Origin of the sequence: Cupriavidus sp. MP-37 (assembly GCF_020618415.1) — a bacterium.
GTDB lineage: Bacteria > Pseudomonadota > Gammaproteobacteria > Burkholderiales > Burkholderiaceae > Cupriavidus.
Map to the genome: position 1 here is coordinate 362,380 of NZ_CP085345.1, position 22,086 is coordinate 384,465.

22 protein-coding genes are annotated in these 22,086 nt (G+C 70.0%); 11 read left to right on the plus strand and 11 right to left on the minus strand.

The features are described from left to right. Positions 1 to 40: 40 nt before the first annotated feature. On the plus strand, positions 41 to 2,380 hold the full coding sequence (locus LIN44_RS18160; RefSeq protein ID WP_227315664.1) for a cytochrome P450/oxidoreductase: 2,340 nt from the start codon (positions 41 to 43) through the stop codon (positions 2,378 to 2,380). An 11-nt stretch (positions 2,381 to 2,391) separates the two neighbouring features. On the opposite strand, the gene LIN44_RS18165 is transcribed toward LIN44_RS18160, so the two are convergent. Then, positions 2,392 to 2,898: a GNAT family N-acetyltransferase gene (locus LIN44_RS18165; protein ID WP_227315665.1), complete on the minus strand. Its 507-nt coding sequence runs from the start codon at positions 2,896 to 2,898 to the stop codon at positions 2,392 to 2,394. 168 nt (positions 2,899 to 3,066) lie between these two features. Between LIN44_RS18165 and LIN44_RS18170 the strand changes: the two genes are divergently transcribed. Beyond that, on the plus strand, positions 3,067 to 3,627 hold the full coding sequence (locus LIN44_RS18170) for a hypothetical protein (protein WP_227315666.1): 561 nt from the start codon (positions 3,067 to 3,069) through the stop codon (positions 3,625 to 3,627). Between the two features lie 10 nt (positions 3,628 to 3,637). Here LIN44_RS18170 and LIN44_RS18175 read toward each other — a convergent pair whose 3' ends face one another. Next, positions 3,638 to 4,543, minus strand: coding sequence for a LysR family transcriptional regulator (locus tag LIN44_RS18175; RefSeq protein ID WP_227315667.1), 906 nt, complete (start codon positions 4,541 to 4,543; stop codon positions 3,638 to 3,640). 219 nt (positions 4,544 to 4,762) lie between these two features. Between LIN44_RS18175 and LIN44_RS18180 the strand changes: the two genes are divergently transcribed. The 6 genes from LIN44_RS18180 (at position 4,763) to LIN44_RS18205 (ending at position 10,348) form a co-directional block, all read left to right on the plus strand. Then, positions 4,763 to 6,754, plus strand: a complete 1,992-nt coding sequence (locus LIN44_RS18180; RefSeq protein ID WP_227315668.1) for an FUSC family protein — start codon at positions 4,763 to 4,765, stop codon at positions 6,752 to 6,754. 26 nt (positions 6,755 to 6,780) lie between these two features. After that, positions 6,781 to 6,999 carry a DUF1656 domain-containing protein gene (locus tag LIN44_RS18185; protein WP_116358604.1) on the plus strand — a complete coding sequence of 73 codons (219 nt, stop codon included), beginning with the start codon at positions 6,781 to 6,783 and terminating at the stop codon, positions 6,997 to 6,999. Beyond that, positions 6,996 to 7,904 (plus strand): HlyD family secretion protein, encoded by a 909-nt coding sequence (locus tag LIN44_RS18190; protein WP_227315669.1) that lies wholly within the window; start codon positions 6,996 to 6,998, stop codon positions 7,902 to 7,904. The genes LIN44_RS18185 and LIN44_RS18190 overlap by 4 nt, the downstream gene beginning before the upstream one ends. Continuing rightward, positions 7,901 to 9,364, plus strand: a complete 1,464-nt coding sequence (locus LIN44_RS18195; protein ID WP_227315670.1) for an efflux transporter outer membrane subunit — start codon at positions 7,901 to 7,903, stop codon at positions 9,362 to 9,364. The genes LIN44_RS18190 and LIN44_RS18195 overlap by 4 nt, the downstream gene beginning before the upstream one ends. 257 nt (positions 9,365 to 9,621) lie before the next feature. Further along, entirely contained in the window at positions 9,622 to 9,888 is a 267-nt protein-coding gene (locus LIN44_RS18200; protein ID WP_370641720.1) for a hypothetical protein, read from the plus strand. Positions 9,889 to 10,012: 124 nt separating this feature from the next. Beyond that, positions 10,013 to 10,348: a cupin domain-containing protein gene (locus tag LIN44_RS18205; RefSeq protein ID WP_227315672.1), complete on the plus strand. Its 336-nt coding sequence runs from the start codon at positions 10,013 to 10,015 to the stop codon at positions 10,346 to 10,348. 7 nt (positions 10,349 to 10,355) lie between these two features. On the opposite strand, the gene LIN44_RS18210 is transcribed toward LIN44_RS18205, so the two are convergent. Next, positions 10,356 to 11,240, minus strand: coding sequence for a LysR family transcriptional regulator (locus tag LIN44_RS18210; RefSeq protein WP_227315673.1), 885 nt, complete (start codon positions 11,238 to 11,240; stop codon positions 10,356 to 10,358). A 119-nt stretch (positions 11,241 to 11,359) separates the two neighbouring features. Between LIN44_RS18210 and LIN44_RS18215 the strand changes: the two genes are divergently transcribed. Continuing rightward, positions 11,360 to 11,791 carry a VOC family protein gene (locus LIN44_RS18215; RefSeq protein ID WP_227315674.1) on the plus strand — a complete coding sequence of 144 codons (432 nt, stop codon included), beginning with the start codon at positions 11,360 to 11,362 and terminating at the stop codon, positions 11,789 to 11,791. A 23-nt stretch (positions 11,792 to 11,814) separates the two neighbouring features. Here LIN44_RS18215 and LIN44_RS18220 read toward each other — a convergent pair whose 3' ends face one another. From LIN44_RS18220 to LIN44_RS18240, 5 genes are all read right to left on the minus strand, one after another. Then, the gene (locus LIN44_RS18220) at positions 11,815 to 12,138 is read right to left on the minus strand and encodes a thioredoxin family protein (protein ID WP_062803140.1); all 324 of its coding nucleotides are present in this window, start codon (positions 12,136 to 12,138) and stop codon (positions 11,815 to 11,817) included. A 165-nt stretch (positions 12,139 to 12,303) separates the two neighbouring features. After that, positions 12,304 to 14,610 carry an ATP-dependent DNA helicase gene (locus tag LIN44_RS18225; RefSeq protein WP_227316453.1) on the minus strand — a complete coding sequence of 769 codons (2,307 nt, stop codon included), beginning with the start codon at positions 14,608 to 14,610 and terminating at the stop codon, positions 12,304 to 12,306. A 296-nt stretch (positions 14,611 to 14,906) separates the two neighbouring features. Continuing rightward, positions 14,907 to 15,380 carry an RES family NAD+ phosphorylase gene (locus LIN44_RS18230; RefSeq protein WP_227315675.1) on the minus strand — a complete coding sequence of 158 codons (474 nt, stop codon included), beginning with the start codon at positions 15,378 to 15,380 and terminating at the stop codon, positions 14,907 to 14,909. Beyond that, the gene (locus tag LIN44_RS18235) at positions 15,377 to 15,892 is read right to left on the minus strand and encodes an antitoxin Xre-like helix-turn-helix domain-containing protein (RefSeq protein ID WP_227315676.1); all 516 of its coding nucleotides are present in this window, start codon (positions 15,890 to 15,892) and stop codon (positions 15,377 to 15,379) included. The genes LIN44_RS18230 and LIN44_RS18235 overlap by 4 nt, the downstream gene beginning before the upstream one ends. Before the next feature lie 95 nt (positions 15,893 to 15,987). Beyond that, positions 15,988 to 16,947 carry a DNA-binding protein gene (locus LIN44_RS18240; protein WP_227315677.1) on the minus strand — a complete coding sequence of 320 codons (960 nt, stop codon included), beginning with the start codon at positions 16,945 to 16,947 and terminating at the stop codon, positions 15,988 to 15,990. Between the two features lie 113 nt (positions 16,948 to 17,060). On the opposite strand from LIN44_RS18240, the gene LIN44_RS18245 reads away from it, so the two are divergent. Then, positions 17,061 to 18,182, plus strand: coding sequence for a site-specific integrase (locus LIN44_RS18245; RefSeq protein WP_227315678.1), 1,122 nt, complete (start codon positions 17,061 to 17,063; stop codon positions 18,180 to 18,182). Positions 18,183 to 18,424: 242 nt separating this feature from the next. Further along, a complete protein-coding gene (locus LIN44_RS18250) occupies positions 18,425 to 18,850 on the plus strand; it encodes a hypothetical protein (RefSeq protein ID WP_092316998.1) in 426 nt (141 codons plus the stop codon). Between the two features lie 297 nt (positions 18,851 to 19,147). Here the strand turns inward: LIN44_RS18250 and LIN44_RS18255 are convergent, their stop codons facing one another. The 3 genes from LIN44_RS18255 to cls form a co-directional block, all read right to left on the minus strand. Next, the gene (locus LIN44_RS18255; protein WP_227315679.1) at positions 19,148 to 19,486 is read right to left on the minus strand and encodes a hypothetical protein; all 339 of its coding nucleotides are present in this window, start codon (positions 19,484 to 19,486) and stop codon (positions 19,148 to 19,150) included. Positions 19,487 to 19,808: 322 nt separating this feature from the next. Continuing rightward, positions 19,809 to 20,453, minus strand: coding sequence for a TetR/AcrR family transcriptional regulator (locus LIN44_RS18260; protein ID WP_227315680.1), 645 nt, complete (start codon positions 20,451 to 20,453; stop codon positions 19,809 to 19,811). 123 nt (positions 20,454 to 20,576) lie between these two features. Continuing rightward, positions 20,577 to 22,013 (minus strand): cardiolipin synthase, encoded by a 1,437-nt coding sequence (cls, locus tag LIN44_RS18265; protein ID WP_227315681.1) that lies wholly within the window; start codon positions 22,011 to 22,013, stop codon positions 20,577 to 20,579. Positions 22,014 to 22,086: the final 73 nt, after the last annotated feature.

A 22,086-nucleotide genomic window follows, 5' to 3' on the forward strand; every position in this document is an offset into this window, starting at 1 on the left:
GCTTTTTGCCAGGCATCGATGCCTGCCAGGAGTCCGCAGCATGAGCACCGCCTCCCCCGCCGCCGCGCGCGGCTGCCCGATCGACCACAGCACCCTGACCGCCCCCAACGGCTGCCCGGTCAGCCACAACGCGGCGCAGTTCGATCCCTTCGGCGACGGCTACCAGCAGGACCCGCCCGAATACGTGCGCTGGTCGCGCGAGCAGGAGCCGGTGTTCTACAGCCCGCAGCTGGGCTACTGGGTGGTCACGCGCTACGACGACATCAAGGCGATCTTCCGCGACAACCTGACCTTCAGCCCGTCGATCGCGCTGGAAAAGATCACGCCCACCGGCGACGAGGCCAATGCCGTGCTGGCCAGCTACGGCTACGCCATGAACCGCACGCTGGTCAATGAGGACGAGCCCGCCCACATGCCGCGCCGGCGTGCCCTGATGGCGCCGTTCACGCCGGCCGAACTGGCGCACCACGAGCCGCTGGTGCGGCGCCTCACGCGCGAGTATGTCGACCGCTTTATCGACGATGGCCGCGCCGACCTGGTCGACCAGATGCTGTGGGAAGTGCCGCTGACGGTGGCGCTGCATTTCCTGGGCGTGCCCGAAGAAGACATGGACCTGCTGCGCCAGTACTCCATTGCCCATACCGTCAACACCTGGGGCCGGCCCAAGCCGGAGGAACAGGTCGCGGTGGCGCACGCGGTGGGCAACTTCTGGCAGCTGGCCGGCCGCATCCTCGACAAGATGCGCGAGGACCCGTCCGGCCCCGGCTGGATGCAGTACGGGCTGCGCAAGCAGAAGGAGCTGCCCGAGGTAGTGACCGACTCCTACCTGCATTCGATGATGATGGCCGGCATCGTGGCCGCGCACGAGACCACCGCCAACGCCTCGGCCAACGCCATCAAGCTGCTGCTGCAGCATCCCGATGCGTGGCGTGAAATCTGCGAAGACCCTGCGCTGATTCCCAATGCGGTCGAGGAATGCCTGCGCCACAACGGCTCGGTGGCGGCGTGGCGGCGGCTGGTCACGCGCGACACCGAGGTGGGCGGCATCCGCCTGCCGGCGGGCAGCAAGCTGCTGATCGTGACCGCGTCGGCCAACCATGACGAGCGCCATTTCGCCGATGCCGACCTGTTCGACATCCGCCGCGACAACGCCAGCGAGCAGCTGACCTTCGGCTACGGCTCGCACCAGTGCATGGGCAAGAACCTGGCGCGCATGGAGATGCAGGTCTTCCTGGAAGAACTGACGCGCCGGCTGCCGCATATGCGCCTGGCCGCGCAGGCCTTCACCTATGTGCCGAACACTTCGTTCCGCGGGCCTGAGCACCTGCTGGTGGAGTGGGATCCCGCGCAAAACCCCGAGCGCCGCGACCCGGCCTTGCTGGCGGTGCGCCAGCCGGTGCGCATCGGCGAGCCCTCGGCGCACACCACCGCGCGCACGGTGGTGGTCGAAAGCGCCACGCCGGCTGCCGACGGCGTGCTGCGGCTGCGGCTGGTGGCGCCCGACGGCAAGCCGCTGCCGCGCTGGGCGCCGGGCTCGCATATCGACGTGGAATGCGGCGACACCGGGCTGTCGCGCCAGTATTCGCTGTGCGGCGATCCGGACGATGCGGCGGCGCTCGAGATCGCGGTGCTGCGCGATCCCGCCAGCCGCGGCGGCTCGGCCTGGGTCCATGGCAGCGTCAGCGCCGGCGACCGCCTGCGCATCCGCGGGCCGCGCAACCATTTCCGCTTCGACGAACAATGCCGGCGGGCCATCTTCATCGCCGGCGGCATCGGCGTCACGCCCGTCAGCGCGATGGCGCGGCGCGCCCGCGCGCTCGGCATCGACTACACCTTCCACTACTGCGGGCGCTCGCGCCACGCCATGGCCATGCTAGACGAACTGCAGACGCTGCACGGCGCGCGGCTGCACGTGCACGCCAGCGACGAAGGCCGGCGCGCCGACTTCGGCAAGCTGCTGGCGCAGCCTGACGCGGACACCCAGATCTATGCCTGCGGCCCGCAGCGCCTGCTCGATGCGCTGGCCGAATGCTGCGCGGCATGGCCGGCAGACGCGCTGCGCGTCGAGCATTTCGTCTCGCGGCTGGGCAGCCTGGATGCGTCGAAGGAACAGGCCTTTACCGTGGAGCTGAAGGACTCCGGCCTGGTGCTGGAAGTGCCGGCGGGGCAGACGCTGCTGGGCGCGCTGCGCGGCGCCAATATCGACGTGCAGAGCGACTGCGAGGAAGGCCTGTGCGGCTCATGCGAAGTGCGCGTGCTGGCGGGCCAGGTCGACCACCGCGACGTGGTGCTGACGCGCGCCGAGCGCGACGCCAACCACCGCATGATGGCGTGCTGCTCGCGCGCCTGCGGTGGCGGCCGGCTGGTGCTGGAGCTCTGAGCGCGCCGGCGTCAGGCCGTGGCGTTGAAGGCGTCGTGATAACGGACCGTGCCGGCCGGGCAGGCACCCCCGAACGCCAGCGCCTGGAAATATTCCGGCGGCACGCCCGGCAGCACCAGCCCGGGCTGCGCGGCAAAGCCGAAGCGTCCGTAGTAGGCCGGCTCGCCCAGCACCACGCAGCCGGCCGCGCCCTGGCGGCGCAGCGCGTCCAGCGCGGCGCGCACCAGTTGCGCGCCGATGCCCTGCCCCTGCCGCGGCGGCACCACCGACAGCGGCCCCAGCCCCTGCCATCCCGCCGCACCGGACGAGACCGTGACCGGCGAGACCGCGACGTGCCCGACCAGCGCGTCGCCGTCCTGCGCCACCAGCGACAGCGTCAGCTGGCCTGCGCGGCGCAGCGCATCGACGATGAAGGCCTCGGTCTGGCTGGCATGCGGCGCGCTCAGGAAGGCGGCAGTGGTCAGCCTGGCGATGGCGTCGGCGTCGGCCGGCACTTCGGGACGGATTTGCAGGGACATGGCGATGGGGCTGCGGCGAGCGTTTCGATCCAGCGGCGATTCTACCGCTGGCATGCCGGGACCGGCACGGCAAGCGCACCGTTGCGGCGTAGGACAAAACCTGACAACGGCCGCAAGGACACAGGGCTAAAGTAGCAGCGCACCCGCCGCCCCCGTTCTGTCTGCCTCATGCCTCCTGACCCCGCCGCCGTCCACGCCGTTCCCACCCCCGATCTCCGCCGCTGGCGCCGCACCGCCGTGCACCTGGGCGTGTCGTGGCTGGCCATGGCACTTGCCGTTCCCGCCACGGCAGCCGCGACCGTGGCCGCGCCGCCGCTGTCCGGGCTCGCCACGCTGCTGCTGGGCACGGTGCGCGGCAAGCCGACCGGCATGAACGGCGTCACGCGCCTGACCACCGGCGACGCCGACCGGCAATTGCGCCTGGCCTGCCAGGAGCTGATGCGCGCCGGCCCGGTCGACCTGGACGACACCACGCGCTTCGACGGCTGCGTGGCGCGGCCCGGCAAGATCGTCGACTTCCACCTGAAGGTCTCCGGCGTCGATGCCAGCCGCGACGACACCCGTGATTTCATGGCCACGGCCAAGCCGATCCTCGAGCGCGGCATCTGCCGCAACCCGGACGTGCCGGTGCTGGGCAAGCTGGGCGTCAGGCTGCGCTATCACTATGCGGCCGGACAGAAGCCGCTGGTCCTGCTCGACATCCCGCCGGACCAGTGCCGCGGCAAGTGAGCCGACCGGCTCAGGCCGCGCGCCCGTTCCCCAGCACCTCTTCGCAGACCGCCAGCCACGCGCGCGCCGCGTGCGACAGGTAGCGCCCCGGCGACCAGATATGGGCCATGGTCCAGTCCACCGCCGGTTCGGTGAGGCGCGCCATGGCCAGCGTGTCCTGCGCCTGCAGGCGCTCGGCCAGCGGCTGGGGCAGGAAGGTGGTGCCCAGCCCCGCCGCCGCCATCGACGCCAGGAAGTCCCAGTGCCCGCTGCGCGCCACCACGCGCGGCTCGATACGCGCTTCGACGAACGCCTGCCGCAGCTTGCGCGTCAGCGAAAAATCCTCGGTCAGCATCACCAGCGGCTCGTCGCGCAGCGCCGCCAGCGACACGGTGCGCTCGCGCGCCCAGGCCGCCTTGCGCGGCCCCACCGCCCAGATCGGATGGCGGCCGAACTGGCGCGTTTCCAGCGCCAGGCCGCTGTCGCCCGGCAGCACCGTGGCACCGACCTCGAGCTCGCCGCTGGCCACCAGTTGTTCCACCACCTGCCCGCCGTGCTCGTCCAGCGTCAGTGACAAGTTCGGATAGCGCTGCCGGAACGCGCTGACCGCCGGCGAGAAGAACAGGTTGACCATCGGCGGGATGCCGACCGTCAACTGCCCCCGCCCGAGCGAGGACAGGTCCGCTACCTCAAGCGTCAACCGGTGCACCACGCCCAGCGCCTCCTGGCCGCGCTCGTACACCACGCGGCCCACATCGGTCAGGCGCACGCTCTTGCCTTCGCGGATCAGCAGCGGCTGGCCGACTTCATCCTCGAGCTGGCGGACCATCTTGCTGATGGTCGACTGGGTCACGAACAACGACGAGGCGGCCTGGGTAAAGCTGCGCAGCCGCGCGGTCTCGACGAAATAGCGCAGCGCGCGGATATCGATGGGCATGGTCGGGTGGAAGGAGGCTGCGCGGGCAATGCCGGGCAGTTTCGCACTTCCATGAATAAGGCGAATGGAAAGGCCAATATTAAATCATGAATGGAATGCGAAAGGTGCGGCTACACTTCGCTTCCACATGTCGCCCCTGTCCAACCGCGCCCCCCAATGAAGCGCGGAGCGGCAGGCGGCGGCGAGCGCCCCCAAACTTCCCTTCAAGACCCCCGCCCCATGGCTAGCTGGCCGAATGCACGACAGTGGCTGTTCTCGCTGAAGGCATTCGCCGCCGCGATGCTGGCGCTCTACATCGCGTTGGCGCTGGGCCTGGCGCGGCCGTACTGGGCCATGGCGACGGTGTACTTCGTCTCGCATCCGCTCACCGGCGCGACCCGCTCCAAGGCGGCATATCGCGTCGCCGGCACCGTGCTGGGCGCCACCGCCGCGGTGGCGACGGTGCCGCAACTGGTCAACATGCCGATCGTGCTGATGGGCGCGATCGCGCTGTGGATCAGCGTGCTGGTGTACCTGTCGCTGCTGCAGCGCACGCCGCGCAGCTACGTGTGCCTGCTGGCGGCCTATACCCTGCCGATCGTGGCGTTGCCGGCGGTCAGCCAGCCGGCGCAGATCTTCGACATCGCGGTGGCACGGATCGAAGAGATCGTGATCGGCATCGTCTGCGCCGGGCTGGTGGGCTCGGTGGTGTTTCCGGCCAGGGTCGCCCCGGCGCTGCGCGCGCGTGCCGATACGTGGCTCGCCGACGCCGCGGCGTGGGCCACCGACATCCTCCTTGGCAGCCCGCGCGCCGACCACAGCCGCCACCGGCTGGCCGCCGACATCCTGCAGCTGGACCAGCTGATCAGCCAGCTGGCGTACGACACCGAAGGCAGCCACACGCTGCGCCACGCGCGCGCGCTGCGCCGGCGCATGACCATGCTGATGCCGCTGCTGTCGTCGCTGGACAGCGTGCTGCAGGCGCTGCGCTGCCACACGGGCAGCATCCCGCCGGATCTGCGCGACGCGCTGGCGGCGACCGCGGCATGGCTTGGCGGGCATGCGGTTGCGGCGCCTCCCGCCGCGCTCGCGGGCGCGCCGTTCACGCCCGGCTCCGGCGCGAGCGGCTGGCATGACCGCCTTGCCGCCACGGCGGCCGACCAGCTGCAGCGCCTGCGCACCCTGTACGGCGAATGCCGCGCCCTGCAGCAAGGCATCGGCGACCACCGCGCCGGCTCGCCACTGGCACGCGGCGAACCCGGGGCGGAAGCGGCGGGCCATCACCATGACCACGGCATGCTGCTGTTCGGCGCGGTGTCGAGCGGACTCGCCGTGTTCAGCGCCGGGCTGCTGTGGATCTTCTCGGGCTGGGAGGACGGCGCCGGAGCCGTGGTGGTGGCTTCGATCGCGTGCTGTTTCTTTGCCGCCGTCGACGAGCCGCGGCGCATGGCCGGCGCCTTCGTGCGCTGGAGCACGATCTGCCTGCTGATTTCGTCCGGCTACCTGTTCCTGGTGGTGCCGCATGCGCACACCTTCGAAGCGCTGGCGGCGATGCTGGCGCTGCCCTATCTGGGCATCGGCCTGCTCGTGGCGCGGCCCGGGTTCCAGCTGATCGCGATGCTGCTGTCGGTCAACACCGCTGCCTTTGCCAATGTGCAGGCGGTGTTCGACGCGGATTTCCTCGCCCTCTTCAATACCTGCCTGGCCAGTGCCGCGGCCATGGTGTTCGCGCCGCTGTGGTCGGTGGCGGCACGGCCGTTCGGCGCGCGCGCCGCGGCGCGGCGGCTGGTGCGCGCCAGCTGGCACGACCTGGCGCAGGCCGCCACGCTGCGCGCCACCGATGGCGATGCGCGGCTGGGCGCACGCATGCTGGACCGGCTCGGGCAACTGGTGCCGCGCCTCGGCGCCGCCGGCGATCCCTTGTCGGCGGACGGCTTTCATGCGCTGCAGGTCGGCTATTGCGCGCTGGCGCTGCACAAGGCGCTGCCGGACTTGCCAGCGCCGGCGCGCAAGCCGGTGCGCCGCGTGCTGGCCGCGGTGGCGCGGCATTTCCGCGCGCAAGGGCGCGCCGGCCAGCGCGTGCCGGTGCCAGCGGGGCTGGCCACCGCCGTGGGCGAGGCCATCGCCGCGGTGGCGGCCAGCGGCCGCGCCGGCCAGCGCGGCACGCTGGGCGCGCTGGTAGTACTGCAGGTCACGCTGCTGCCCGCTGCAGCCATGACCCCGTCCCGCTGATCTCCCATCCTCCGCACTGCCGCTCCATGCTTAGTGAAATCGACCTCTACGGCGTGTTCGTGCCCGGCGTGCTGGTGCTGGCCGTGCTGGCCTTTGCCGCGGCCACCGCGATCCGCATGGTGCTGGCCGCACTGGGTTGCTACCGCCATATCTGGCACCGCTCGCTGTTCAACCTTTCCCTCTATGTGATCGTCCTGGGCGCCGTGGCCGCCGTTTTTGCCGCGGTGCCCGGACTGCCGTCATGACCTTCCGACTCCGCTCCTTGCTTCCCGTGCTGCCGACGCTGCTGGCCGCCATCGCCGCGCTGCTGGTGCTGCGCCACCTGTGGGACTACTACACCGCCGCGCCCTGGACTCGCGACGGCCACGTGCGTGCCGACATCGTCCAGGTGGCGCCCGACGTATCGGGGCTGGTCACGCGCGTGGTGGCGCGCGACAACCAGTACGTCCAGCCCGGCGACGTCCTGTTCGAGATCGACCGCGACCGCTACGCGCTGGCGCTGCAGCAGGCACTGGCGACGCTTGCGGCGCAGCGTGCCGCGCTGGCCCAGGCGCGGCGCGAAGCCGCGCGCAACCGCAACCTGGACGGCGTGGTCGCCGCCGAAGTCGCGGAACAGGGGCGTGCCCGCGTCGAGCAAGGCCAGGCCGCGCTGGCGCAGGCCGAAGCCGCGGTGCGGCTGGCGCGGCTGAACCTGCAACGCACCAGCGTGCGCAGCCCGGTGGCGGGCTACCTCAACGACCGGCTGCCGCGCCTGGGCGACTACGTGTCCACCGGGCGCCCGGTGCTGTCGATGGTCGACGCCGGCTCCTTCCACGTGGAAGGCTATTTCGAGGAAACCAAGCTGCACCGCATCCACATCGGCAGCCCGGTCGACGTGCATATCATGGGCGAGCCCCGCCACCTGCGCGGCCACGTGCACAGCATCGCCGCCGGCATCGAGGACCGCGACCGCAGCGCGGGATCCAACCTGCTGCCCAACGTCAATCCCACCTTCAACTGGGTGCGGCTGGCGCAGCGCGTGCCGGTGCGCATCGTGCTGGAAGACGTGCCTGCCGACGTGCGCCTGGTATCTGGCCGCACCGCCACGGTGGCGGTACGAGAACCGGCAGCCGGCGCGGGCGCCGCGCGCCGCGCGGGGCCGCGATCGTGAGGCCGCGCCGTGCCTGGGTGGCGTGGCTGTGCACATGCCTGAGCGCCTGCACCACGGTGGGACCGGACTATCGCGTGCCCGAGCACGCGGCGCTACGCGCGGCCGCGGCGAATGGCCCGCTGCAGGGTGCGCGGGCACCGGTCGTGGCGATTGCACCGGTGCCCGACGACTGGTGGCGCCTCTATGACGACGAACGGCTCGACCGGCTGGTCACGCAGGCGCTGGCGGCCAACACCGACATCCGCGCCGCCGGCGCCAACCTGCGTCGCGCGCTGGCGCGGCTGCACGAAGTGGAAGCCGAAAGCCTGCCACAGGGCAGCGCCGGCGCCGGCGTGTCGCGCGCGCAGCTGTCGGGTGAAAGCTTCTTGCAGCAGGCCCAGCCGCCGGTGTTCAACCTGGGCGACCTGGGCTTCGGCGCGTCTTACCTGATCGACTTGTTCGGCAAGCTGGCGCGCGCCGACGAGGCCGCGCTGGCCGGTGCGCAGGCGAGCGAGGCGACGCTGGACATGGTGCGCGTCGCCGTGGTGGCGCAGACCGTGCGCGCCTACGTGCAAGGATGCGCCGCGACCCATGACCTGCACGCCGCCACGCAGCAGCTGGCGGTGCAGCAGCGCACGCTGGACGCCACCCGCCGCCTGCTCGCCGCGGGCCGCGCCGGGCCCGCCGAGGTGGCGCGCGAACGTGCCCGCGCCGAAGCGCTGCGCGCCACGCTGCCCCCGCTGCAAGCCGCGCGCAGTGCGGCGCGATACCGGCTGGCGCTGTTGCTGGGCCAAGCGCCCACGGCGCTGCCGGAGGCCGCGGTGGCATGCGACGCCGAGCCCGCGCTGCGTGCGCCGCTGCCGGTCGGCGATGGCGCCGCGCTGCTGCGCCGGCGGCCCGATGTCCGCCAGGCCGAACGCGAACTGGCCGCCGCCACCGCGCGCATCGGCGTGGCCACGGCCGACCTGTACCCGTCGATCCGCATCGGCGCCAGCGCCGGACTGACCGGCGTGCTGAGCCACCTTGGCAGCGGCCCCACCGCGCGCTGGAGCCTGGGGCCGCTGTTGAGCTGGACCTGGCCCACCAACGGCGTGCGGCATCGCATCCACGGCCTGGAAGCCGACGCGGATGCCGCGCTGGCGCGCTTTGACGGCGTGGTGCTGCGCGCGCTGCAGGAAACCGAGACCGCGCTGTCGGCCTACACGCGTGAACTGGAACGCCACGCAGCGCTGCATGCCGCCAGCGAGCACGCCGCGCAAGCCGCGCGGCAGCAGCGCCGGCTGTGGGAGGCGGGGCGCCTGCCCTATCTCGCGCATCTCGACGCCGAGCGCGCTTGCGCCGCCGCGCAGGCGGCGCTGGCGGCCTCCGCGGGCCAGCTTGCCGCGCGGCAAGTCGACCTGTTCCTGGCGCTCGGCGGCGGCTGGCAGACCGCGCGCAAGCTGGCCGCCGTCCCCGGATCGACGGATGAAAAAAGCGACTGAATGATGGAAGGTTAAATCATCACGGGAATAGCTCCGCGTGACTACACTTCGTCCCGTGCCGCGCAGATACCCACGCGCGGCACCGCCCAAAAGGCGAATCCGGACGGCGCAGGCGGCAAACCCGCCAGCCTTGCGCGGCCCTTCGCGGGCCAGCCGTCCCCCTACCCGAAAAAACAGCAGACATGCATAAAAACGCTCTCAAAGCCCTTCTGGCCACGTCCCTCTCCCTCGCAGCCATCAGTGCAGCGACCCCCGCCATGGCACAAGGCCTGAACGATCGCGGCATCGCCGCTGACCGCTACGGCTACGCCCTGCACAACGGCAAGCGCGATCCGTTCACCGACGGTGCGCGCGTCAACGACCAGCGCGACCCCTTCACCGATGGCGCGCGCGTCAACGACAAGCGTGACCCGTTCACCGACGGTGCCAACCGCGCCGCCGGCCTAGACGTCGCCGGCCTGGACCGCAGCGGTGTCTCCGCGGCGCCGGCCCATCGCGGCGCACGCGCGGCCGCCGCGGCCTGATCTGGCGGTGACCCCACACCGCGTGCTACAGCTATGCGCGCTCCGGTGCTAGATTGAGAAGGCGTGCCGCCGCCCGGCGTCGGCGCGCCTGACAAGCCACCCCACCAGACGCGAGGAGCCGCGCATGTCCCTTCCCCATCTTGCTTCCGGACAGATCGCCAGCGTGCTGCCCCTGGGCGTGCGGCTGGACCAGACCGCCACCCAGGCCCTGTTCAAGGAAGGCCCGCTCGAAGTGATGCGGCTGGTGCTGAAGGCCGGCAAGCATGTGCCCCCTCACGCGGTGGACGGGCCGATGACCGTGCAATGCCTGGAGGGCGAGGTCCGCGTGCGCGTGGATGGCAGTGAACGCCATCTGCACCAGGGCGACCTGCTTTACCTGGGGCCTTGCGTGCGCTACGACGTGACGGCGGTGTCGGATGCCTCGGTGCTGGTGACGATGGTGTTGCCGGCCAGCCTCTGAGCCTTCCCTAAGCCTCGGCAGGCTGCCAGCGCGCGCTCGCAGCCACGAAGGCGTCGATCACCGCCGCCACCGGCGCGCGGCGCAGTGCCGATTCACGCACCAGCACGCCCACCTCGCGATAGAGCGGCCCGCCCGGCAGCGGCACCTGCACCACGCCGGAGGTCTCGCGCAGCGGCACCAGTTCGGCCGGAATGATGGCGCAGCCCAGGCCCGCCGACACCATCTGCAGGATCACCGCGGGCTCGTCCAGCTCCATCCCTTCCCGCACCCAGAGCCGTTGCCGCTTCAGGTAGCGGTCCACCAGCTGGCCGCCGGTGCTGTGGCGGTTGTAGCGGATAAACGGCAGCGCCTCGAGCAGCGCGCGCAGTTCCGCTGGCGCGCCCGCCGGCCCGATACCGACAAAGCGCTCGCGCACCAGCGGCACCCACTTCAAGTCGGGCGGCAAACCCAGGCGCGGCCGGATCAGCACGGCCACGTCCAGCTCGCGCGCATCGACCTGCGTCAGCAACTGGGTCGACATGCCGGGCACCACGTTGACGTGCGAGTCCGGGAAGCGCTGGCGGAAATGCCGCATCGCCCCGGCCAGCAAGGTGGCCTGGACCGTCGACACCGCCCCCAGCTCGACCGGCGCGGCATCGGCGTGCGGACCGGCGCGGTCCTTCATCGCGGCGTACAGCTCGACCAAGCGTCGCGCCTCGGGCAGCAGCCGGTGCCCGGCTTCGCTGAGCGCGACCGACTTGCCGGTGCGCTCGAACAGGCGGCAGTCCAGCTCTTCTTCAAGGCGCCGGATCTGCGTGCTGACGGCCGACTGCGTCAGCGCCAGCCGCGCCGCCGCGGCGGAAAACGAGCCGGTTTCGGCAGCCGTCAGGAAGGTCTGGAAGTAGCGGATCATCTATCGAAATTCTTGATGCTCAGGGCAAAAATGATTCGCTTCATATTACGGATCGTGCTGACTACAATCAACCCGCCAGCCGATCCCCGGCCAGAACCTTTCCTTCCATCAGAAAGCCCATGAGCACGACTTCCTCGATCCCCTTGTTCCACCTGGCGTTTCCCGTGCGCGACCTCGCCGAGGCGCGGCGTTTCTATGGCGGGTTGCTGGGCTGCCCGGAAGGCCGCAGTTCCGAGGCGTGGGTGGATTTCAACTTCTATGGCCACCAGGTGGTGGCGCACCTGGCACCCGAGGAATGCGGCCACCGCGCCACCAGCGCCGTCGATGGCGACGATGTGCCGGTGCGCCATTTCGGCGCGATCCTGCCGATGGACCAGTGGGAGGCGCTGGCCGACCGCCTGCGCGCGGCCGGCACGCAGTTCGTGATCGAGCCGCACGTGCGCTTCAAGGGCCAGGTCGGCGAGCAGGCCACCATGTTCTTCCTGGACCCGTCCGGCAACGCGCTGGAGTTCAAGGCCTTCGGCGACCTGAGCCAGGTGTTCGCCAAGTAGGCCGGCGCCGGCGCGCGCGGCGCTCAGGCAATGCGGCGCATCGCCTCGCGGATCGGCTCGGCCTCGGTCGGGCGCACCAGCCTGGCCACTTCCTGGCCATCGCGCAGGAATACCAGCGTCGGCCACAGCTTGATGCGGAAGGACCGGCCCAGCGGCCGTCCGCTGCCGTCTTCGATCTTCAGGTGGCGCAAGTCCGGATGCACGGCAAAGGCTTCGGCCAGCGCCGGCTGCGCCCGCTGGCAGTAGCCGCACCAGGGCGCGCCGAACTCCAGCACGGTGGCGCCGGACAGCGTATCCACTTCCGTGCGGGTCGGCTCGGTGGCTGCGTAGTGTTGGGTCATCGGCATGGTGTTTCCTTTGGTGTTTCCCTTTCATAGGGAGAGCGCGTGACGGTAAGCCTGCCAGATTCGTTCCAGGCGGGCAGCGCGGCGCGGACATGAGGCGAACGTGAGGCCGACGTGAGGCGGGCCACGGCAGCAGCATGCCGCATCCGCGCCGCCACCGTGTAATTTCTACGCCGCCGGCGCGATTTCCCACCATGACGGCAGCAAGCCGCGCACCTCTGCCGTGGCAAAGCGGTCGTCGATCAGATACAGCACGCCCTGGTCCTGCTGCGTGCGAATCACCCGGCCGGCCGCCTGCACCACCTTGCGCAGCCCGGGATACAGGTAGGCATAGGCGTAGCCCCGCCCGAACGCCTGCTCCATGCGCCCGCGAAACTGCTCGTTGACGGCATTGAACTGCGGCAGTCCCAGCGTCGCGACGAAGGCGCCGATCAGGCGCTCGCCCGGCAGGTCGACACCCTCGGCAAAGGCGCCGCCGAGCACCGCAAAGCCGATCCCCGCGCCGCCCTCGGCAAAGGTGTCCAGGAACGCCGCCTGCGCGGCTTCGTCCATGCCGCGTGCCTGGACCCAATGCGGGATGTCAGGGTGCGATTCGGCAAAGCGGGCGACGGCTTGCTGCAGGTATTCGTGGCTGCTGAAGAATGCCAGGTAGTTGCCGCGGCGCGCGCGGAACTGGTCCGCCATCAGCGCCACGATGGCCGGCAGCGACTGCTCGCGCCGCGCATAGCGGGTGGAGATGCGCGCGGCAATCCGCACCGACAGCTGCGCGGCGCTGAACGGCGATGGCACTTGCACGCGCGCGCAATCGGCCGGCAAGCCGAGCGTGTCCAGGTAATAGTCCGCGGGATCGAGGGTCGCGGAAAACAGCGTGACCGAATGCGCGGCGGCGAGCCGCGGGCGCAGGAACGGGGCCGGGATGACATTGCGCAGGCACAGCCGGGCCTGGTGGCCGCGGCGGCTGCGTGGCGCGCGCTGGATATCGAACAGCGAATGCGCATCGAGCTGTTCGGCCAGGCGGGCGAAATGCAGCGCGTCGAAGTAGAAGCGCTGCAGCGCCGGATCCTGCGCGCCCGGATGCTCGGTCATGTAGGCCAGTGCCGCCGCACAGCTTTCGTCCAGCGTACGGCGAAAGGCCGCGGGCACTTCTGGAAGGACCTCATAGGCATCGTCCCCCTGGCGCGCGAGCGCGCTCCACTGGCGCGCGAGCCGGGCCTGCGGCCTGGCTACCGGCGCCGGCGCGCTGCGGCGCAACGCGCGCAGCGCGTGCGGATCCAGCTCCGCCGTGTACATCGCGCGGCCGCGATCGACCAGGTTGTGGGCCTCGTCCACAAGCACGCTGGCGCGCCAGCCATTGGCCACGGTCAGCGCATACAGCATCGCGCTGCGGTCGAAATAGTAGTTGTAGTCGGCCACCACCACGTCGCTCCAGCGCACCAGCTCCTGTGCCAGGTAGTAAGGGCAGATGGCATGATGCCGCGCCAGTTCGCGCACCGCGGCGCGGTCGCGCACCGGCACGGCGCGCGCCGCTTCGCGCGCGGCCGGCAGGCGGTCATAGAAACCGCGCGCCAGCGGACACGATTCGCCATGGCAGGCCAGCTCCGGATGCTCGCAGGCCTTGTCCCGGGCAGTCAGTTCCAGCACGCGCAGCGGCTGCGCGCCATGGCCGCGCAACGCTTCGGCGGCGTGCAGCGCGACCCCGCGCCCGGTGGAACGGGCCGACAGGAAGAACACCTTGTCGAGCCGCTGGCCCGGCATGGCCTTGAGCACGGGAAACAGCGTCCCGACCGATTTGCCGATACCGGTGGGCGCCTGCGCCAGCAGGTGGCGGCCGGCGCGATTGGCGTTGTAGACCGCCTGCGCCAGCTCGCGCTGGCCCGGGCGGAAGCCCTGGTGCGGAAACGTCAGTTGCGCCAGCGCGGCATCGCGCGCGTGCCGGTGCGCCAGTTCGGCCTGGGCCCAGTGCAGGAAGCGCTCGCAGGACTGGACAAAAAACGCCTCGAGTGCGGGCGCGTCGAAATGCGCCACCACCGGGTGCTCGCGCTGGCTGACGATGTCGAAATAAACCACCGCGATCTCCAGCCCGGGCAGCCCCAGCTTGCGGCACAGCAGGCAGCCGTAGATCCTGGCTTGCGCCCAGTGCAGGTGGCGGTGGTTGTCCGGTACGGCGGCATCGCCGCGGACCGTCTTGATTTCTTCAAGCCGGTTGGCAGCCGGATCGTAGCCGTCGGCACGGCCACGCACATGGAGCGGACCGAAATCCGCGCACAGCGCGACTTCCGCCTGGTAGCCGGCGCCGCGACGGCCGGTCACCACGCCATGCCCCGCCACACCCTCCTGCGCCGACGGCGTCGGCACGAAGCGCAAGTCCAGGTCACCCGCCTTGGCGGTGAACTCGCACAGCGCCCGGACGGCGACGACGTACGCGGGCTGCGCTGGCGCAGGGGCCGATGCGGGCGTGACGGAAGGGGGCGCGATGGCGGCGGACACAGACGATGGGCACAACGGAAACTGTACAAATATACAGTAGCGACGTGGCCCGGAAACGCCCTTAGGGCCCAACGGGCATAAAGAAAGAGGAAATCGCTATTTCCATGTGACCCGCGCGCCGCACCCGCGACCTGCCCTCGCTGCGGCTGGTCGAGTATGGCGGCGCGTCGATGGCGCCGCACCTGATCCGCGAATGGGATCGCAAGGCGATGCGCTGCCCAAGACCACCAGCGGCAAGATCCAGAAACACCTGCTGCGCGCGGGCCGCGCGGCCTGATCGTGACTCAGGCCAGGCGGGCGTCGTACTGCCAGCGGCGAACCTTGGTATAGACCAGCCGCCGGGCATCCGCGTGCAAGGGATTGACTAGCACGTTGAACTCTTCGGGAACCACGATGGAAGGCACCAGCAGCAAGGCGCTGGTGCCCTCGCGGACCCAGTCCTCGCCGGTGTCGAGGCTGGTCTTGCCGGCGGGAATGGCATCCCAGCCGACCGGCGCGCTGGCCGCCGTCAGATGCCGTGCCGCGGCCCACAGGTCATCAGGGATATCGATTCGAACCAGGTAGCGGTTCAGCGGCAGCCCGGCCGAGCCCAGGTGAACCAGCGTTTCCAGGCAAGCCAGCGCGATGCTGGACGCCGCATAGATCAGCGGCGTTCCCTGCCGGTTCCAGCGCCCTCCGGTGGCCCTGGCGCCGGCACCGCTGGCATCGTCCGCGGTGTAGGCGGGCGTGTCGGTGGCGATGCGCCAGGCCGGCTTCAAGCGTAGGCCCCGCTCTGCATCCTGGCCACCAGGTCGGAGACGATGCGCTGGCCCGCGACGGTATCCATCAGCTCGGCGGGACGTTGCCCACCCAGCGCCGGCGACGGCTGCTCCAGCCACTGCGCCACCCACTGTGGCGCATTGAAGCCGCGCGGATCGCCCGAGCTTTCCACCAGCGCCTGCACCTGGCCCACCAGCCGCACCATGCCCAGCACGCGCTCGCTCTGCTCGCTCGACAGGTTCTGGTGCGCGCGCGCCTTGCGGTCAACGGTGGCACGCGGCAAGTCCAGCGTCTTGATCAGCTGCTCCTTGGACGTCCCCATGGATTCGGCCAGCCGGTTGAGGTCGGAAGCCGGCACGCCCTCACGGATGGCGTGGATCACCGACATGGCCCCTTCGGTCGACAGCGTGGCCTCATAGACCGCCAGATAGCTATTGAGGCTGAGCTCGCGAGCGGGCCGGCGTTCGGCTGCGAGTGGATAATGGCCTTTGGGCGTGAGCATGCGCGGCATGGCAGACCTCGTCAAATGAGCTTTCAGTTTAGCTCATTTGATTTACGCCCAGCATGAACTGCGCGGCGCTTTTTTGCTGGCAGGCACCGATTGGCTTACAGCCCACGGCCCCGCCGTCGGCCCTTGCCGACGGACAGCGCAACGCGGGCCGGTCGGCTCCGCCGTGGCGGCGTCCCGGCAATCGCGGACTCGGCCGGTGCCGCGCCGGCCTGCTCCCGGTACTCCGCGAGCAGGCTTTCCCGCTGTCGCACCCGCTCTTCCAGCACCGCAATCGCCTGGCCCAGCCGGGTCATCTCGCTGCCCTGGCGCGACGCCGCCTCCGCGGCTCGCGCCAGGCGCTCGAGCGCCGCCTTGCGTTCGGCCTCGAGCAGCTTTTGCGATTCCCGGGCGGCCACGCGCGCCGCATCCAGCTCAAGCGCCATGCGGCGCTCGTTGGCGGCGGTGCGCTGCGTCAGCGTTTCGCGCTCCTGGTCCCATGCCGCCCGCCGGGTCTCGAAATCGTTCTGCATGGCCTGGCGCGCGGCCAGCGCTGACGCGTGTTCGGCGCGCAGCGCTTCGGCTTGCTGCTGCCACGCGGCCGCAGCCGTTTCGGCGCGCGCCGCGCGCTCCGCCGCCTCGTCGCGTGCGCGCGTCAGCTCCGCCATGGCCGCCTCCGCGCCATCGAGACGCGCCTGCATGACCTGGCGTTCCTGCGCCAGCGCTTCGCGCTCCTGCTGCAGCGCTGCGCTGGCTGTAGCCAACGCGGCTTCCCGCTGCGCCATCCCTGCCTCGGCCGAGGCCCTGGCGCTTTGCAGCGCCGCCTCCCACAGGTAGCGGGCGGCTTCGGTTACTGGCTCGGGGCAGCCCGGCGCCGGCGCGAAGCCTTGCGGATCCTGGATCCGCCCGCCCAGCGCGGCAAACCACGCGTCCAGATGCGGGCTGACCGTATTGGGCGAGCCTCGCCCCAGATGCAGGCGGATACGTTCGATGGTCGGCCGCTGGCCGGCCTTGAGCAGGCTGTCGGCGGCTTGCCAGACGTCGTCGCGGGTGATGCCTCGGCTGCGGAGCGGTTCCATGATTGAGATCCGTCAATTTCCTGGAAAGTCACAAATAAGGTTCGATAATGGAGACTTATCGGTTGTTATCCCTTCTTTGCGTATGATATATTACAACATACATCATATTTAATATGATCCGCATCCGAGACGCCCACGAGGCTTATTTCCCACCGATTCCCGCTGATGTCGACTTACCGGCCCCGCTTCGCGCGTCCCAACTGGATCCTCTCGCCGAGCAGGCGGCCAACGCGTTGCGTCAAGAAGGCGAGTCCCAAAACACCGTGGCAAGCTACCGGTCCGCATTGCGTTACTGGTCTGCCTGGTACGCCCTGCGCTACTGGCAGCCGGTGCGGCTTCCGCTTGCGCCTGCGGTCGTTATCCAGTTCATCGTCGACCACGCCACGCGCCAGACTTCGCAGGGCCCCGTCTGCGAGATGCCCGCGGCGATCGACCAGGCGCTGGTCGCTGATGGATGCAAGGCGCGACCCGGCCCGCCCGCGCTGTCCACGCTGACCCATCGGCTCGCGGTCATCGCCAAGGTCCACCGCCTGCAGGGCCTGCCCAATCCGTGCGCCGACGCCAGCGTGCGCGAATTGATGGCCAGCACCCGCCGCGCCTACGCGCGTCGCGGCCACCGCCAGGCGCGCAAGGCCGCGCTCACGCGCGCGCCGCTGCTGCGCCTGCTCGATACCTGCGATGGCTCGCTGGCCGGGCTGCGCGACCGCGCGCTGCTGTTGTTCGCATGGGCGAGCGGCGGACGCCGCCGCTCGGAAGTCGCGCGCGCAACCATGGACAACCTCACGCGCGTCGGCCCGGGCGACTTTGTCTATGTGCTGGGCTGGTCCAAGACCAACCAGTCAGGCAGCGAGCGCGCCGAGATCGCCAGGCCCGTCACCGGTGCCGCCGGACAGGCCCTCGATGCATGGCTGTCCGCCGCGGGGATCGACCACGGTCCGCTGTTTCGCCGCATCCGCCGCGGCGGGCATGTGGGAGAGGGCTTGTCGGATGCGGCGGTCAGCCGCATCGTCAAGGCGCGCTGTGCGCTGGCTGGGCTGGACGGCGACTATTCCGCGCATTCGCTGAGATCCGGGTTTGTTACGGAAGCCGCGGCGCAGCAGGTGCCGCTGGCCGAAACCATGGCCATGACCGGCCATGCCAGCGTAGCGACGGTGGTCCGTTATTTCCGCGCGGCCGATGCACGCCGCTCGCGCGCGGCCGACCTGCTGGCAACGGATGCCAACGACAGCGCCTGAGCGACTCGCCATGTCCGCCAACCATGCGCCGGGGACGGCGCAAATACGGGTATTTCGCTAGCCGGCGCCTCTGGCTCGCCCTGCGGGGCCTGCCTATACTGGCAGGCGCGCGGGACAGTGCCGGCACAGGCTGGCCGCCGCGCACGGAACCTCCGGCAGACAGTCACCGCAGCGCAAGCGCTGGCGGTACAGGCGCGCGACGACGCACCGCTGCCCGGACCCGATCCAGTGGAAACGCGGAGATGGGCATGCCCAACGAACAATTCCTCGCCACGCAGGAAACGCGCCGCTCAGGGCTGAAGGCCCTGCGCGCGGCCCTGCTGCAGGTTCACAAGGAAGTCATCGGCTATGACCGGGCGCAGTATGAACGCCTGAACGGTCCGATTCCGGCCGGCCTTTTTGTCCAACTGGTGACTGAAGACAACTACTTTCGCTGGCTCGACCCGCTGTCGCGCCTGATCATCGAGATCGACGAAGAGCTGGAGGCCAAGGAACATCACGACGACACCTGCCGTGCCGTCGGGCGCGCCGCCGAGAAACTCTTCAGCGATGGGGCCGATCCCGCCTTCCGCAAGCGCTACCAGGAAGCGCTGCAGGATGAGTCCGGCGTCATCGTCGCGCACGGGCGGCTGATGTCCGTGATCGGGCAATTGCGTCAGCTGCCCTAGCGCGCCCGCGCGTCCCCACGCATTACTTCCCCGGCTTCGACTTACCGGGCCGGCGTGGCACGTCGGTATCGACCGCGATCGGGTCGCTGGCGGGGAAGGTTTCCTTCAGCGCCTCATCCAGCTCGCGCTCGATCCGTTCGTCCCGGGATGGCTCGTCCCTGGATGGCTTGCGGCGCGGGCTTCGTGGGCTGGGGCTGGTGCTTCTGTGCGGGCTTGCTCATGGCGATAGGGCTCCGTTGGCGACCGTGAGCCGATGGTAACCCTGGCGGCACAGCATTGCCATGCGGACGCCCAGGCTCAGTGGCCACGCCCGCCACCTCCCCTGCCACCGCCACGCCCGCCGCCATGCCAGCCACCGCGCCCGCGGTGGCCATTGCCATGCCAGTGATGACCCCCGCGTCCGCCGCCGCCATAGATGAAGGCGAAGCTGCCATAGGCCGGCCACGGACGGTAGTACGGATAGCCGTAGGTCGGATAGGCCGGGTAGGCGGGATAGGCCTGGTAGTACGGCGTCGACACCGTGTAAGCGGGATATGCAGCATACGTGGCGGCCGGATACGGGTCGCCGGCATACGGGTAGGCCACGCAGCCTGCCAGCGCGGTCGCCGCGAGGATGACTCCGATTCCGTATTGCATGATGACCCTCCCACCGTCAGCGTTCAGCCTGCCCGACCTGCCAGGCACGGAAGTTAGACCGCGCGGCCGGCGCTGCATTCCGGTGTGCCGCCCAGCCTGACGCGCCGGGCTAAGCCATGGCTGCGCGGGTGCCTATATCGGGACAAAACAAAGGCATATTTAAGAACTGTCCGATATTCATATGAGAATCAGCGGAATACATTGCTCTTGCACCCGACCCTGGGTGCCCGATAGAGCCAGGTTGCCCCCCTTCCTGGCTCCTTGCATTGCCACGATGGTCCCCGCCATCGTGGCATTTTTTTGGTGGCGCCCGCAGCCCTGGCTACAGCCCTTTTTCGACCATATCGAGCACGCGCTGGCCCAAGATCTCCACCTGCTCGCCGGCGCGTCCGCGCAGGGGGCCGTCGATCAGCAGGATCGCCAGGCCGTGCACCGCCGACCACGCCAGGTATTCGGCCCCCGGCCGGCGCTCGGGCGGCAGCACGCCCGCTTCCACCAGCTGGTCCAGCGCCGCACCCAGCAGTTGGAACGGGTTCAGGCCGCTGTTGCCCGCCTTGGCCGGGTCGGCGTCGTCCTCCACCTGGTCCGGTACCGAGAACGCGGTGCGGAACAAGCCGGTTTCCGCGAGGGCAAAGCGCAGGTAGCCGGTGCCGACCGCGCGCAGGCAGGCGCGCGCATGCGCGGCGGCGCCGCGGCCCGGGCGCAGTCCGCCGATCTCGGCCTCCATGGCGATTGCCAGCGAAGACAGGGCCCAGGCCCGCACCGCCTGCAGCAGGTCTTGCCGGCTGGCGAAATGGCGGTATGCGGCATTGGGCACCACGCCGGCGCGCCGCGTCGCTTCGCGCAGCACGATGGCATCAGGGCCGCCCTCGCGCGCCAGGTCGATGCCGGCGTCGAGCAGCGCGCGGCGCAGGTCGCCATGGCGATAGGTTGCACGCGCGGGCGGTGCGGAGGCTTCCCGGTTCATGCGAGCCTCCCGGTAATCGAATGACAGTTCATGATGTGCGCAGTCTTATAGTGAACAGTGTACACAATCAAGCTGTCACAAGCTCGCTGCATCGAGGACGCAGGGGTGGCGGCAGGCCGGCGCTCAGAGGATCGGCGCGAACAGCGTGGCAACGTGCATCGCCACGCGCAGCGGCGCCGGCGCGGCGAGGAACTCATCCAGCCCGACACGACGGGCCTGCGCGAAATCAGCGTCGAGCATTGCCGCCACTTGCGCCGCAAAGCCCTTGTCGGCAGTCATCACCATCAGCTCGAAATTGAGCCGGAAGGAGCGGTTGTCCAGGTTCGCGGTGCCGATCGCGGCGGCCTCGTCGTCGATCAGGATCACCTTCTGGTGCAGGAAGCCGGGCTGGTAGCGGTAGATCTTGATACCCGCGGCAATGGCCTTGTGGGCGTACAGCGTCGAGGCGGCAAAGACCACCAGATGGTCTGGCCGCGCCGGGATCAGGATGCGCACATCGACACCGCGCAGCACCGCCAGCCTCAGCACCGCGAACACGGCCTCGTCCGGGACAAAATACGGCGACGTGATCCACAGCCGGTGGCGCGCCGACTGGATCGCCTCGACAAAGAACAGCGAACAGGTTTCCTGTGCATCGGCCGGCCCCGACGGCACCACCTGGCAGGTCATGCGCCCGCCCGCCTCGGGCGGCGGCATCAGCAGGTGCGGCACCTCGCGCGCCGCCCAGTACCAGTCTTCGGCAAAGGCCATCTGCAGGTCCAGCACCGCGCTGCCACGCAGCGCGATATGGGTGTCGCGCCAGGGCGCCAGCGGCGGGCGCTGGCCCAGGTATTCGACGCCGACATTGTGGCCGCCGAGGAACGCTTCGCAGCCGTCGACGACCACCAGCTTGCGGTGGTTGCGGAAATTGAGCTGGAACCGGTTGACGAAACCGCGATGCGTCGAGAACGCCCTCGCCTCGACCCCGGCATCGAGCAGCGTGCGCACGTAGCGGCGCGACATGGCATGGCAGCCGATGCGGTCGAACAGGAAGTACACCTTGACACCGGCTTGCGCGCGCTCGCACATGAGCGCCTGCAGGCGCTGGCCCAGCGCATCGTCGTGGACGATGAAGAACTGCACGATCAACACCTGCCTGGCGCGCGCCATCGCCGCGAAGATCGCCTCGAAGGTCTGTTCGCCATCGATGAGCAGGCGCACATCGTTGTTGGCCAGGCACGGCATGCCGGTCAGGCGCGGCAGCGCGCGCATGCACGCCTGGACCGGCGCGTGGACCACGCAGGCACTGCGCGCTTCGCGCTCGCGCGGCGTCATGCCGTGGCGGATCTCGCGCAGCCGGTCGTCGTTGAAGCGGCGCGCATCGACATAGCCGGCAAAGGTGCTGCGCCCGAAGATCAGGTAAGGCACCAGGGTGAAGTACGGCATCATCAGCAGCGAGCCCGCCCACGCAATCGCCCCCGGCGCGGTGCGCACCGTCATGACGGCATGCAGCGCGGCCACCACGCCTACGACGTGAAAGGCCAGCACGATGATGGCGATGACACTCGGGCTCTGCAGCATCGGTGGGCTTGTGTCCGCTGACCGGGTCGCGATGCGCGCTATTTTGGCACAGCGCGGTCCGGATGTAGGCACC

Coding starts and splice junctions, on each gene's coding strand:
- LIN44_RS18160 (WP_227315664.1), top strand. CDS start 41: ATGAGCACCGCCTCCCCCGCCGCCGCGCGCGGCTGCCCGATCGACCAC.
- LIN44_RS18165 (WP_227315665.1), bottom strand. CDS start 2,898: ATGTCCCTGCAAATCCGTCCCGAAGTGCCGGCCGACGCCGACGCCATC.
- LIN44_RS18170 (WP_227315666.1), top strand. CDS start 3,067: ATGCCTCCTGACCCCGCCGCCGTCCACGCCGTTCCCACCCCCGATCTC.
- LIN44_RS18175 (WP_227315667.1), bottom strand. CDS start 4,543: ATGCCCATCGATATCCGCGCGCTGCGCTATTTCGTCGAGACCGCGCGG.
- LIN44_RS18180 (WP_227315668.1), top strand. CDS start 4,763: ATGGCTAGCTGGCCGAATGCACGACAGTGGCTGTTCTCGCTGAAGGCA.
- LIN44_RS18185 (WP_116358604.1), top strand. CDS start 6,781: ATGCTTAGTGAAATCGACCTCTACGGCGTGTTCGTGCCCGGCGTGCTG.
- LIN44_RS18190 (WP_227315669.1), top strand. CDS start 6,996: ATGACCTTCCGACTCCGCTCCTTGCTTCCCGTGCTGCCGACGCTGCTG.
- LIN44_RS18200 (WP_370641720.1), top strand. CDS start 9,622: ATGGCACAAGGCCTGAACGATCGCGGCATCGCCGCTGACCGCTACGGC.
- LIN44_RS18205 (WP_227315672.1), top strand. CDS start 10,013: ATGTCCCTTCCCCATCTTGCTTCCGGACAGATCGCCAGCGTGCTGCCC.
- LIN44_RS18210 (WP_227315673.1), bottom strand. CDS start 11,240: ATGATCCGCTACTTCCAGACCTTCCTGACGGCTGCCGAAACCGGCTCG.
- LIN44_RS18215 (WP_227315674.1), top strand. CDS start 11,360: ATGAGCACGACTTCCTCGATCCCCTTGTTCCACCTGGCGTTTCCCGTG.
- LIN44_RS18220 (WP_062803140.1), bottom strand. CDS start 12,138: ATGCCGATGACCCAACACTACGCAGCCACCGAGCCGACCCGCACGGAA.
- LIN44_RS18235 (WP_227315676.1), bottom strand. CDS start 15,892: ATGCCGCGCATGCTCACGCCCAAAGGCCATTATCCACTCGCAGCCGAA.
- LIN44_RS18240 (WP_227315677.1), bottom strand. CDS start 16,947: ATGGAACCGCTCCGCAGCCGAGGCATCACCCGCGACGACGTCTGGCAA.
- LIN44_RS18245 (WP_227315678.1), top strand. CDS start 17,061: ATGATCCGCATCCGAGACGCCCACGAGGCTTATTTCCCACCGATTCCC.
- LIN44_RS18250 (WP_092316998.1), top strand. CDS start 18,425: ATGGGCATGCCCAACGAACAATTCCTCGCCACGCAGGAAACGCGCCGC.
- LIN44_RS18255 (WP_227315679.1), bottom strand. CDS start 19,486: ATGCAATACGGAATCGGAGTCATCCTCGCGGCGACCGCGCTGGCAGGC.
- LIN44_RS18260 (WP_227315680.1), bottom strand. CDS start 20,453: ATGAACCGGGAAGCCTCCGCACCGCCCGCGCGTGCAACCTATCGCCAT.
- cls (WP_227315681.1), bottom strand. CDS start 22,013: ATGCTGCAGAGCCCGAGTGTCATCGCCATCATCGTGCTGGCCTTTCAC.